Genomic DNA, 12,639 nt, shown 5'->3' on the forward strand with positions numbered 1-12,639 from the left:
ACATTTCAATTCCTTGAGAACATCCATTATAAAAAATATCGAGCATCCAATCCAATTCAAGCAACAAATTTTGGCTTGGTCGCAGCAATTTCGTGAAGTCGTTTTTATGGACAGCAACGATTATCCGCAACGTTATTCGAGTTATGATTGCATACTCGCCGTCGATGCTTTTACATCGGTAAAAACCGATTACCACAACGCTTTCGATGATTTGAAGCAATACCAACAAGTGACCAAGGACTGGCTTTTTGGTTATTTGTCATTCGATTTGAAAAATGATGTCGAACTTTTGAACTCCAATAATTTTGATGGATTGCATTTTCCGGATTTGTTTTTCTTCCAACCCAAGAAAATATTTCTGTTGAAGGGGAATGAACTCGAAATTCAATACCTCAATATGTGCGATGATGAAGTGGAGGCCGATTTTGAGGAGATAAGATTGCAGATTGCAGATTACAGATTACAGATTGCAGATATTCAAGCTTCAGAAATCGAGATTAAACAACGCATTTCTAAAGAAGAGTATCTCGAAAAAGTATCGAAGATTCTGGAACACATTCATCGGGGCGATATTTATGAAGCCAATTTTTGCATGGAGTTTTTTGCCGAAAATGCCCTCATCAATCCATTGGAAAAGTTCTTGAAGCTCAACGAAATTTCAAAATCACCATTGGCGGTTTATTTCAAGAACAGCACCCAGTTTTTACTTTCCGCTTCACCGGAACGCTATTTAAAGAAAGAAGGAGAATTGATTATTTCCCAGCCCATCAAGGGGACTGCCAAACGATTTCTGGATGTGATGGAAGACGAAAAAGCAAAAAACGAATTGGCATCGGATCCCAAAGAGCGTTCCGAAAACATCATGGTTTCGGATTTGGTTCGCAATGATTTGTCCCGTACCGCCCAAAAAGGTTCCGTGAAAGTGGAGGAATTGTGTGGCATTTATTCGTTCGAACAAGTGCATCAAATGATTTCTACCATTACTTCAAAATTAGACCCTCAATTTACTGGTGTAGATGTAATTAGAACCACTTTTCCAATGGGAAGCATGACGGGGACTCCAAAGGTTTCGGTCTTGAAAATCATAGAAGAATTGGAAGAAACCAAAAGGGGGTTGTACAGTGGTGCCGTGGGTTACTTTACGCCCAACGGCGATTTCGATTTCAATGTCGTCATCCGAAGCATTTTGTACAATCAAGAAGAAAAGTACGCCTCCTTTTCCGTGGGTAGTGCCATCACTTCGCAATCTGTTCCCGAAAAAGAATATGAAGAATGTTTGCTCAAAGCCAAAGCAATGCGGGAAGTTTTGAGTTGAATAAATTCCCTGATAATTCCACGGCATTCGATTTTTAAAAAAAGTTAGCCACGACCCGAGTCCCGATAATTATCGGGACGAATAGGCAGAGCAATTACACCAATTGGCACTAATTTTTTTAGAATTAAATCTAATTACACAAATTCTTCTGACAGTAATAATTTGTGTACTTAAAAATGTCTGCCAATTTGTGTAAATTGGTGTAATTCGTGGCGGAAACTTCTCAAAGCGAATTCCCTGATAATTCAAAATGTTTTATCTTTTAATGTTATTTCGTGGTATGATTTAAAATACCTAAATTTGAAAATGCAACAGAAATTCGAAAACCATATCGCCCATAATTTTGATTTTTTAATTGGAAAAAAACTCCTTTTGGCTACCAGTGGCGGGATAGACAGTATGGTGTTGGTAAACTTGTTTCACCAATTGTCTTTTGAAATTGCGATAGCCCATTGCAATTTTCAACTTCGGGGTCTGGAAAGTTTTGAAGACCAAAATTTTATCCAGAATTATGCCGAAGCCAATGAAATACCGCTGTTTTTAACCCAATTTGACACCAAGGCATTCGCCAAAGATTATAAACTTTCTACCCAAGTGGCGGCTCGCGAGTTGCGGTACAGCTGGTTTTACGAATTATTGGAAACCAAAAAATACGATTATATTCTTACGGCACACCACGCCGACGACAATTTGGAAACCTTTCTCATTCATCTTTCTCGCGGAACCGGTTTGGACGGGTTGACGGGAATTCCGGCACAAAACGGAAAAGTAATTCGACCACTGTTGCTTTTTTCCAGGGCCGAGATCGAGCAATATGCAATGGATAATTCAATAGAATGGAGGGAAGACAGCAGCAATGCTTCGGATAACTATTTGCGAAACAAGATCAGGCATAATTTGGTTCCTGTTTTAAAGGAGTTAAATCCCGATTTTCTCGCTTCTTTCTGCAAAACACAGGCTTATTTGCAAGAATCGCAGCAAATGGTAGCCGATGCGTCGATTCTGGTTTACCAGCAAGTGGCCAAGGTTGAAGAAGACCAGATTCACTTTGATTTGAACCAATTGAAAAAATTGCCCAATTATAAATCCTATTTGTACCAATGGCTCAATGATTACGGGTTTTCTGCCTGGGACGATATTTATGATTTGGTGGATGGACAATCTGGGAAACAGGTTTTTTCGAGCGAATTCCGATTGTTGAAAAACCGGGATTTTTTAATCTTGAGTCCTGAAAATTTAAAGGAAGAGGACGAAGAATATTATATTTTTAAAGACCAAAAAGAAGTTAATATTCCCTTAAATCTTTCATTAACGAAGGTGGCGGACATTAGTTTGGTGTCAAATACAACTATATTTGTCGACGAAGACAAGCTGTGGTTTCCCCTGGTGTTGCGACGCTGGAGGCAGGGCGACAATTTTCAACCTATCGGGATGGAAGGAAAATCGAAAAAAGTCAGCAAGTTTTTCAAGGACAATAAATTATCATTGTTGGAAAAAGAAAATGTTTGGATTTTGTGTTCTGATAATCAAATAGTCTGGATTTTGGGCTTGCGACAAGATGAACGCTTTAAAATAGGAAATAGAACAAAAAAAATACTAAAAATACAATTGGAATAATGAGGAAACATGTTTTTTTACTCTTGGCTTTTTTGGCTTTTGCCAAAGTTAACGCACAAATTTTGGATCCGGTTCAATGGACAACCAAAATCGAAAAAAAATCTGAAACAAACTACATACTTACATTTAATGGGGTCTTAGAAGAAAATTGGCACATGTATTCCCAGTTTACTCCTGACGGAGGGCCATTGCCGTTGGAAATTGTTTTCAAAAACCAGAAAGGTAATTTCAATTTGGTTGGAAAGGCCAAAGAGGGAAAAACCACCACGGCCTACAACGATGTTTTTGAGGTAAACGAAACTTTTTTCGAGAAGAAGGCCCAGATCCAGCAGGAAATCACCATTCTGAACCCGAAATTTTCAAAGATAGAGGTTGATTTTAATTACCAAGTCTGCAAAGAGGTTTGTATTAATTTAGAGAAAAAATTCAGTTTTACGCTTCCTTCGGTTTTAAAAACGGAAGCGGCCAACGTTGCAATTGACACCCTAAATAGTGTTGCAGCTCCTTCAAAACCGGCAGAAGTTGAAGATGCCGTTGCCCCTTTGTCAAAAGACAAGGTTGTGGCTTCCAAGCCCGAAAAGCAAAAAGGATTGTGGACCGTATTTATCCTTTCATTTTTAGGTGGATTGTTGGCATTGTTGACACCTTGCGTTTTTCCAATGATTCCAATGACGGTCAGTTTTTTTACCAAGCAAAGTAAAACCAGGGCGGCAGGAATTCGAAATGCACTAATTTATGGAATTTCGATTATCATAATATATGTAATATTGGGATCGATTGTCACGGCAATTTTTGGTGCCGATGCCTTGAATGCAATGGCAACCAATGTTTATTTTAATTTGATTTTCTTCATCGTATTGGTGGTTTTTGCGGTTTCGTTTTTGGGTGCTTTTGAGATTATGTTACCCAATTCATGGGCAAATGTGGTCGATAAGCAAGCTGACAAAGGCGGAATCCTCGGTATTTTGTTTATGGCTTTGGCTTTGGCAATCGTGTCTTTTTCTTGTACGGGACCCATTGTCGGTGATATTTTATTTGCCTCAGCTTCCAAAGGGGGAATTGGCCCTATTGTCGGCATGTTGGGTTTTTCTTCCGCTCTGGCCTTGCCATTCATGTTGTTTGCCTTTTTCCCGAGTTGGTTGCATTCCTTGCCCAAATCGGGTGGATGGCTCAATACGGTAAAAGTAGTTTTGGGATTTCTGGAATTGGCCTTGGCCTTCAAATTCTTGTCCAATGCCGATTTGGTTTTGCAATTGCATTTGTTGGAAAGAGAAGTCTTCTTGGCGATTTGGATCGCTGTTTTCGGAACCTTGGCTTTTTATTTGTTTGGAAAAATCACTTTGCCTCACGACAGTCCCATCGCCCACATTTCAGTAGGACGATTATTGCTGGGATTGATAGTTTTGTCGTTTACCATTTACATGATTCCCGGACTTTGGGGTGCACCGTTGAAGTTGATCAATGCCTTTCCGCCGCCGATGGAGTATAGCGAAAGTCCTTTGGGTGTTGGCAGTGCGGCGGCAGCAGTTCCTGCTTCAAATTTGCCCGAAGGTGCCAAACTGGGGCCGCATCAAATAGTGGTTTTTGAGGATTACGAAAAAGGATTGGCTTACGCCAAAACGGTCAACAAACCCATAATGCTCGACTTTACGGGTTATGCTTGCGTGAATTGTCGAAAAATGGAGAACAATGTTTGGTCGGATCCTCGTGTTTTGTCCATTCTGAAAAACGAGCTTGTCCTGATTTCGTTGTATGTGGACGACAAGCGCGATTTGCCAAAAAACGAACAGTTTATTTCAAAAACGACAGGTTCAACCATAGAAACAGTGGGCGACAAATGGGCCGATTTCATGATTTCGAAATACAAAACCAATACCCAGCCTTTGTATGTCCTGACTGATTTGGAAGGGAATAGCCTGAACCAAGAGCAACCAACCATCAGCTATGTTGGGGTGGACGAATATGAAATTTGGCTGAAAGCAGGGGTTTCCAAGTTCAAGAAGTAATATAGGATTTAAAAGTAGATTCTACTGAAAGTGCCGTGAAGTTTTTAACCACATAAGTAATCAGAAAGATTTATTGCCCTATTTCAATACTGTTGTTGTAGATGCAATTATTCGGTTATTTTGTCATTTCGACCAACGGGAGAAATCGCATTAGTTGCTCTCGCTATGTGATTTCTCCTGCGTCGAAATGACAAAGGCAGAAACTATTTTCTTTAACTTAATGACATTGAACCAGCACTTAGCACAAGACTAGCAATATGTCATTTGTTTCAGGATTTTTTCTTGTAAAATTTCAATTGATCCAACATTTTTTTTAATTTTTTTCCGGGTCGAAAAATAATCGAACTGCTTGCAATGTTGGCTTCACTCACCTCTTCAGGACTTGGACTGCTCGTACCTTGAACACTAACCTGAAACGAACCCAGTTGCCCCAAGCGCACAATATTTCCTTGGTCTAACGATCTGCATATTTCAGTCACTAGTCCTATGATAACGGCAGAACAATCTGATGGTGTGGCGGAGCAACTATCAGAAACGCGTTCCGACAATTCTTCCAAATCCACGACACCACTTTGGGTGGCTCTTGGATAATACAGTAATGGATTTTGCGGTTGACTGGGATTTGTTTTTCCCACTGCGGTAAAAGGGACGGCCATAAGCTTGTTTTTTTGAATGAATAAAGAGATTAGGCACTCTTGCCTTTACAAATATAAAGTTTAATACGGCACGAACGACTAATCGACCGCCCTCCTTTTAGTATGTGACGGCCGTCGATTGAATAGTCGACGGCGGTGGATTATTGAGCCAGTAAGGACGTTAGCGACGACTTGTTCTTGAGCACCGTCAAACCCAGCTTGCCCGCAAGAATGACGGCAAAGGGTACAGCCTCTTTTGTCCAAAAGAGGGATCGCAAAAAGGGTTGCATTGACACCGGAAATCCCCCTTCTTCTTTTGGATTTTGTTTCCAATCACCAGCGCTGCAACTTATTTTTAAAAATAATTTTTTTCCTACACCTTTAGTAGCCTGTAAGAGGATATATTTTAGTAGCTTTGTGGCACGTATAAAATTAATGCTTTTCAGTGCAACAAGTACTCGAAAAGAGCAAAAACCTTTGTAGCGCGATGCAAATCATTCATAAAATTGACGATTTCCTATTTACCATTTTCCCGAAATTAGTCGGGGGGGGGGGTAATTCATTATTAATCAGTGAATTAGAAAAATATTATGCTTTTGGCCCCTTTACTCCAAAAGTCACCATCACAGACGGTTGGGTTACCATAGCAATAGACACTTCCACTATTCTTGCCCAAGAAGCCGATTACCGCAAAACGGTTGCCCTTTGCGAAAGAGGGAATTACCAAGAAGCAAAACCCATTCTGGCAAAACTTATCGAAAACAATCCCACGAATTCGGAATTTCATCGAATAATGGGGCAAATCCTTTCTGACCAAGGCCATCAAGACCAGGCCATCGATTGTTTGATTGATGCCTTGCGCTGGAATCCAAAGAATCATTGGGCTTTGTTGATGATGGGGAATATTTTTGCGAAATTCAAAAATGATGTTCCCACGGCGATGAGGTATTATGACCAAGCTTTAGTGGCAAATCCCAATGACAGTATTACAATCAATAATATTGGGGCAAATCTTATGCAGCAAGGGAAGTTAGATGAAGCAAAAAAATATTTTTGGAAAGCTTTGAAGATTAATAGTGATTATCCAAATACTCATTTTGCTTTGGGAATGATAGCCGAAATGGAGCATGATTTACAATCCGCTTTTTATAGTACGCTACAAGCAATAAAATGCAACAAGAATAAAGACGTATTGTATCAAAATTCACTTCAACAGATTTTTGAAGTTTCAAATCGAATAATAACCTCAGAAGACGGTAAAAAAATATTCAGGGAATACCGTCACAAACTGGAATTTGAAGGAGGAACTGAAATTGATATTATTAAAGACAGTGAAATACCAACTGCTGCCAAAATTGAATTTGCCGAGAATTACGATAGATTAAAACATCTCGTTAGATTCAAACCAAATTATCCGGCGGTAGAACATTTGGTTATGCACGAATTGGTGCATTTGGATTTTGTGATTCAAGCAAGGAAAGCCGAATTAAACCAGCTATTCACTTCTACACAACAACATCGAAATGTTTTTATAAAAACACTGCAGCCTAGTATTATCAAGCTTAAGAAAATGGCAATTTCCGAAGATGCCATTTCTAATTTTTGTAACGGAATGTTTGATGGGATGAATCTTCAAGCCTACAATACTCCCATTGATTTGTTTATAGAAGACTTTTTGTATACTGAATTTGCGGCGTTGCGTCCGTATCAATTTGTATCTCTTTATACCTTGATTCAAGAAGGGGTGAAGGCTGTGACTGATAAAAATGTTGTAGACCTTTCGCCTGCCACGATAATCTCAAAAAGCAAGATTTTTAATTTGGTTAATGCTTTACAGTTTAAAGCGCTTTTTGGTTTAGACTTGATCAAAGATTTTAAGGCCACACCCGCAGAGTTAAGAAAAGCGGAAGAGTTTTATATGGAGTTTCTGGAATACAAAGACAATCGAAAACCGGGTGAAGAATTTGAATTGGTTTTGCATTGGGCTGAAGATTTGCAGATGGATCAATATTTTCAACTCGTAAACGAAAACCAATATCGCAAAGGAAGTGATATTGATTCTTTTATGACAAATTTTGAGAAAGACCCTTTTGGGATTGACGAGAAAGACCCTTTTAAAGAAAGGGAAATGGAGAAATTTCAAAAAACACAAGAGGAGATTGGTCTAAATATGGCGGTAGTTCTATTTATGGTTGATGCGTTGCAGTATTTTCAAGACATGCCTGTTGACGCAATAAAAAAAATCGCTTTTGAGATTGCAATGCAAGGAACACAAGGTTTTGACCCAAACCAAAAGAATTATATTATTGGCAGTATTGCAAATAAACGATTTTCAGGGTTTCATATTTTAGCTTACTACTACGTAAGTTGGATGTTGGCAATACCAGAAATGGTTTCTCAACTGCAATTGCCATTTGATGAAGAGTATAAACTGGCGACAACAATGCATAAACCAAAATAAAATGGAGTCTATCAAACATATTATTAGTGAGTTGATCAAGTTTAGAAATGAAAGAGATTGGGAACAATTTCATAATTCAAAGGATTTGGCTTTAGCGATATCCATTGAAGCTGCGGAGTTAAACGAGCTGTTTCTTTGGAAAAAAGCGGAAGATGTAAATGTTGATAAACTAAAAGAAGAATTGGCAGACATTTTTGCTTATGCTTTCTTATTGGCTGAAAAACACGATTTAAATGTCGAAGATATTGTGCTTCAAAAGATTAAACAAAACGCTGAAAAATATCCTGTAGACAAAGCAAGAGGGAATGCTACAAAATATGATGAGTTATGATGAATATCAAGCTATACGACATACATGGTTCAAGCACAATTGAAAACTATAAGACATTAATTACATCTGATGCTAAATATTTTTACTGGGATTCAAAAAGGTTTTCTAAAAATGAGATTGGTGATATTGTTTTTTGGGTAAATAGAACCGAAAGAGTAGTTCTTTATACGGTTATTGACTCCAAAGATGTAAAACCTACATTTAGTAATGGAAAAAACTTAATTAATGACAAAGGCTATAATGTTTCTGCCGCAGCACAAGACGCGACTAAATTTGAAACTTTCTATAGGTTTAAAATAATAGAAAAAGCTCAAATTCCTGAAGGTTGGAACTATTTAAATTTAGTTCCTTTTAATGGTCAGACAATGGCAATAATATTATATGATTCAAATGTTAGTGAACCAGAGAAGAAAATTGAAAAGATAATAGATTTGAAACCAATCTTTTTAAATAATGATGAAGTTACTACAATTTTAAATCAAGCATTAGATTTATTAAAGAACCATAATTCTTCTGTACGCAAATCAAAAAACATTCAGTCAAAACAATCTGATTCTAATGAAATGAATATACTAACGGCAATAAAAACAAAACCATTTATTCTTTTAGCAGGAATATCAGGCACAGGAAAATCGAGATTAGTTAGAACACTTGCCTTTAAAACTTGTCCTCCAATTTTACAGGATAAGGAAAGGAAGAAGCCGGGGAATTTTGAGTTAATTCCTGTTCGTCCAAATTGGCATGATTCTACTGAATTGATGGGATATGTAAGCAGAATTAACGGTGAAAAATACGTGACAACTACGTTTTTAAAATTCATAGCTAAAGCATGGAAAAACCTTGAGACTCCTTTCTTTTTGTGTTTAGACGAAATGAATTTAGCGCCTGTTGAACAATATTTTGCTGAATATTTGAGTATTATTGAAACCCGACAGCTAAAAGACGGGAAAATTGGTTCCGACTATTTGATTGCTAAATCAAATTTTGAAAATGAAAAGCTATACACTAAATTATTAGAAGATTTGAATTTACAAAATGACAAAAGGTTTGTTGAGGGGATTTCATTTCCTAATAATATGGTTGTCATTGGGACAGTCAATATGGATGAAACAACTCATTCATTTAGTAGAAAAGTACTAGATAGAGCTATGACATTTGAAATGAACGATATTGATTTAAACGCTGGTTTAGAAGAATTTAAAATCGATTGGGATTATCCCAAAAATTATACTTCTGGAAGTGAAGTAATAGGACAATTTACAGCAGGAAATGAAGTTGTAAATCAATTTCCTGAAAGTAAATTGGTTATCGAATATCTTCAGAAAATAAACGAGCAATTAGAGGGAACACCTTTCAAAATCGCCTATAGAGTACGTGACGAATTTTTAATTTATTGCTATTATGCCAGTCAAAATAAATTAGATACAAACTGGTTAAATATTGCATTGGATGAAATGATTAGCATGAAAATTTTGTCAAGAATTGAGGGTGATGACATCAAAACAGGAGATGTTCTCAAAAATCTACTAAATATATTAACTGAAGATTTTGCAAAATCAATTTCAAAATTGAAGGAGATGGATAATCGTTTGCAAAAAGGTGGTTACACTTCATACTGGTCTTAATGCAAGTTTTAAAAGTTGAACACGATGATTTTGAATTGGTTATTGAATGTAATAACCTGTTTTCAGCATTTAATAAAGCCAAGCAAAAGCAGATTCAAATATTATCTTCGACATCTTATTACGCTAGTGAAGGAGTCATTTCTATATTAAATTTAGAATCAAAAATACTTGAACTTTTAATAACCACAAAAACTCACCCTTTAATTTTTGAAAATAAAGAATATTTTGTTGGAATTACTTTCAAGAATAAAGGACTTATTAAGTCTCCTTCTATATATTCAAAACTAAAAGATGTAGAAGATAAATTCTTTTATCGCGAAGAGTTGGGTTTCTTGGCAGGTACAATTAATTACGGAAATGATTTAGGAAAGAGTACTATTATTGTCCGATATTCTAAAGAGAGCAAGCAAAAGGAGGTTGTCCTCAATTTTGAAGTCTTTCCAACAAAATTGGATTATAGAAGTGATTACGATAAAATAGTTGCTGATATTGAGAACGAGTATCCTTATCTCGTTTTAGATTTTCTAAAAAAGACTTATGCTTCCTTTAAATCAGGAAATTCGCCGAACACTGATTTAATATGGTGGCAAGTTTTTGGGGGGATTTATAATGATTTTATTGAAGCATCGAAGTTCATTTTAAACAAACCGCATAGTAGAATAATCAATCAAACAAAATATGTTAAAGCGGATAAAATCATTAAATGGAATCCTTTATTAGAGGAAGAATTTGTTCAATTTAAACATTTACCGAATAAAAATTATCGAATTGAAAATAAAACCATAAGCACTGATACGTCTGAAAATCAATTTTTCAAGTATGTCGTTTTTAAAACTTTAAAACGATTTGTAAAGGTTAAAACATATATAGAGCATAGGTTCAAGAATGCCATCACCACTTCTTTTAAAGATGAAATGAAATCCATTGAAAAGCAAATGGAAACAATAGCTATTAATCCATTATTTAAAACGATTGGAGAATTTAAAGGAATAAGACAAGAATCATTAGTCTTACAAAAAGCAACGGGATATAGTAGCATTTATAAATCTTGGGTTATGCTAAACAGCGGACTCAAACTATTTGATGGTATTCAAAAAATTGAATTAAAGAACATTGCTGAGTTGTATCAAATTTGGTGTTTTCTCGAAATAAAAAATGTTTTACAAAATTTACTTGGTAAAGAAAATCCAGATGAAATTGAATTAGCCGAAATTCAAGTTGATGATTTTGTTTTTAAAATTGAAAGAGGAGTTAAATCAAGAGTATTATTTATTCAAAAGAATGGTGAACAAATTGAGTTGTTTCATGATTTTTCATACGATACAAAGTCAAGTCAAGAAGTTAAATCTTTTACGGTAAATCAAAGACCAGATATTGTTCTTCGAATAACAAAGAATGATTTAAAAGAAAATTATGTTTTAACTTACTTGTATGATGCCAAGTATCGATTAGCTTCTGATGAAAGAGAGGGAGCTCCTGATTTACCTCCAGATGATGCTATAAATCAAATGCACCGTTATCGAGATGCAATTTATTATGTAAATAAAAATAGAATAAAGCCCGAAAAAGAAGTGATTGGGGCTTATGTACTTTTTCCAGGATCAGGTGAATTGTTATCGATAAAAAGTTTGGCTTACCAAAAATCTATTGAAGAAGTTAATATTGGAGCTTTTCCACTTCGCCCTAATGATTATGAAAACAAAACACTTCTTGAAGAACATTTAAAAAATATTTTAGGTCTAGATACCGAATCTGTTTTAAATGAGGTTTCTCCACAAAAAGAGAATATTTATGAATCTTCTAACCCTGAAGTTTTGATTGGTATTGTCAATAAAGGAAAACAATCAATTTATTTTGAAACTGAAAACAATATTATTTATCATACAGGAAAAGTGAAACCTTCTAAATTAAAAGACGAAGACTCTGGTTATGTAAAGATAAAATCAGAAATCAAATATTTTGCGCCCTATTATTCAGGTAGAGGAATTAAAGAATATTATGAAATTTTAGATTTTAGGATAATTCCTCGGAATGAAATTTTTCATAAAAGACATTCTTTGAATAAAATTGACGATAAATCTGATAGGTTAGTGATTAAATTAGGAAAGAAATTTGTCATAAATGATAATAAATATTTTACTTGTTCTATAATGGTTTACAGATACACAAAATTAAGTCATATTCGTAATCCAAAAGATAATAAGATTGAAGTTTTAAAAGTAGGTTGAATTTTGAAATAAACTTTTAATCTCTTTGTCAGAGTTTCAAAACTTTGATAGAGCACTCTTCTTGAATTGCCGGTGGCTTTAGCCACTGGATAACAAAAACAGTCATTGGCTTTAGCCCAATGCAGCCCCCTTTTGGACAAAGCCATTTCTGTTGTTCTTTTATTCCTCCAGCTAAAGCAGGAGGCAATGGAATAAAGTTGACACAACAAATTTCGCTTCATAAATAATTGTTTTTTAATGATTTTTTAAGGAATTTGGAAATGATGCTTAATCTTGTAGGCTTGTTCTATACCTACAAGGTCAAAAAAGACCTTGCAGGATAGGAAGTTTTAGAAGATAAAATATATGCCCCGAGCCTAAGGCTCTTTTGGTATTTTTGATAGATTTTTGAAACTGGACTAAAGTCCAGCCTTACAAAATG

8 protein-coding genes are annotated in these 12,639 nt (G+C 35.8%); 7 read left to right on the top strand and 1 reads right to left on the bottom strand.

Going from position 1 to position 12,639, the window contains the following annotated elements; translation table 11 throughout:
* The first annotated feature begins 13 nt into the window (after nucleotides 1-13).
* The 3 genes from OZP13_RS04360 to OZP13_RS04370 all read left to right on the top strand — a co-directional run bounded on the left by OZP13_RS04360 (nucleotide 14) and on the right by OZP13_RS04370 (nucleotide 4,938).
* A complete protein-coding gene (locus tag OZP13_RS04360) occupies nucleotides 14-1,315 on the top strand; it encodes an anthranilate synthase component I family protein (protein ID WP_281298787.1) in 1,302 nt (433 codons plus the stop codon).
* 306 nt (nucleotides 1,316-1,621) lie between these two features.
* Nucleotides 1,622-2,932: a tRNA lysidine(34) synthetase TilS gene (tilS, locus tag OZP13_RS04365; RefSeq protein ID WP_281298788.1), complete on the top strand. Its 1,311-nt coding sequence runs from the start codon at nucleotides 1,622-1,624 to the stop codon at nucleotides 2,930-2,932.
* On the top strand, nucleotides 2,932-4,938 hold the full coding sequence (locus OZP13_RS04370) for a protein-disulfide reductase DsbD family protein (RefSeq protein ID WP_281298789.1): 2,007 nt from the start codon (nucleotides 2,932-2,934) through the stop codon (nucleotides 4,936-4,938). Before tilS ends, OZP13_RS04370 begins: the two co-directional genes overlap by 1 nt.
* A gap of 269 nt (nucleotides 4,939-5,207) precedes the next feature.
* Here OZP13_RS04370 and OZP13_RS04375 read toward each other — a convergent pair whose 3' ends face one another.
* The gene (locus OZP13_RS04375; protein ID WP_269242586.1) at nucleotides 5,208-5,594 is read right to left on the bottom strand and encodes an HU family DNA-binding protein; all 387 of its coding nucleotides are present in this window, start codon (nucleotides 5,592-5,594) and stop codon (nucleotides 5,208-5,210) included.
* Nucleotides 5,595-6,018: 424 nt separating this feature from the next.
* Here OZP13_RS04375 and OZP13_RS04380 point away from each other — a divergent pair, with 424 nt between their 5' ends.
* Genes OZP13_RS04380 through OZP13_RS04395 form a run of 4 tightly spaced genes read left to right on the top strand, consistent with a single transcriptional unit; the run spans nucleotide 6,019 to nucleotide 12,218 of the window.
* Nucleotides 6,019-8,034, top strand: coding sequence for a tetratricopeptide repeat protein (locus tag OZP13_RS04380; protein WP_281298790.1), 2,016 nt, complete (start codon nucleotides 6,019-6,021; stop codon nucleotides 8,032-8,034).
* 1 nt (nucleotide 8,035) lies between these two features.
* A complete protein-coding gene (locus OZP13_RS04385; protein ID WP_269242587.1) occupies nucleotides 8,036-8,365 on the top strand; it encodes a nucleotide pyrophosphohydrolase in 330 nt (109 codons plus the stop codon).
* Nucleotides 8,362-9,990, top strand: a complete 1,629-nt coding sequence (locus OZP13_RS04390; RefSeq protein ID WP_281298791.1) for an McrB family protein — start codon at nucleotides 8,362-8,364, stop codon at nucleotides 9,988-9,990. The genes OZP13_RS04385 and OZP13_RS04390 overlap by 4 nt, the downstream gene beginning before the upstream one ends.
* The gene (locus tag OZP13_RS04395) at nucleotides 9,990-12,218 is read left to right on the top strand and encodes a DUF2357 domain-containing protein (RefSeq protein WP_281298792.1); all 2,229 of its coding nucleotides are present in this window, start codon (nucleotides 9,990-9,992) and stop codon (nucleotides 12,216-12,218) included. Before OZP13_RS04390 ends, OZP13_RS04395 begins: the two co-directional genes overlap by 1 nt.
* Nucleotides 12,219-12,639 lie beyond the last annotated feature (421 nt).

The sequence above is a fragment of the Flavobacterium limnophilum genome (genome assembly GCF_027111315.2).
Lineage (GTDB): Bacteria > Bacteroidota > Bacteroidia > Flavobacteriales > Flavobacteriaceae > Flavobacterium > Flavobacterium limnophilum.

Excerpts from the sequence above, each read along its gene's own strand:
- OZP13_RS04375 (WP_269242586.1), bottom strand. The coding sequence starts at position 5,594 with ATGGCCGTCCCTTTTACCGCAGTGGGAAAAACAAATCCCAGTCAACCG.
- tilS (WP_281298788.1), top strand. The coding sequence starts at position 1,622 with ATGCAACAGAAATTCGAAAACCATATCGCCCATAATTTTGATTTTTTA.
- OZP13_RS04390 (WP_281298791.1), top strand. The coding sequence starts at position 8,362 with ATGATGAATATCAAGCTATACGACATACATGGTTCAAGCACAATTGAA.
- OZP13_RS04395 (WP_281298792.1), top strand. The coding sequence starts at position 9,990 with ATGCAAGTTTTAAAAGTTGAACACGATGATTTTGAATTGGTTATTGAA.
- OZP13_RS04385 (WP_269242587.1), top strand. The coding sequence starts at position 8,036 with ATGGAGTCTATCAAACATATTATTAGTGAGTTGATCAAGTTTAGAAAT.
- OZP13_RS04370 (WP_281298789.1), top strand. The coding sequence starts at position 2,932 with ATGAGGAAACATGTTTTTTTACTCTTGGCTTTTTTGGCTTTTGCCAAA.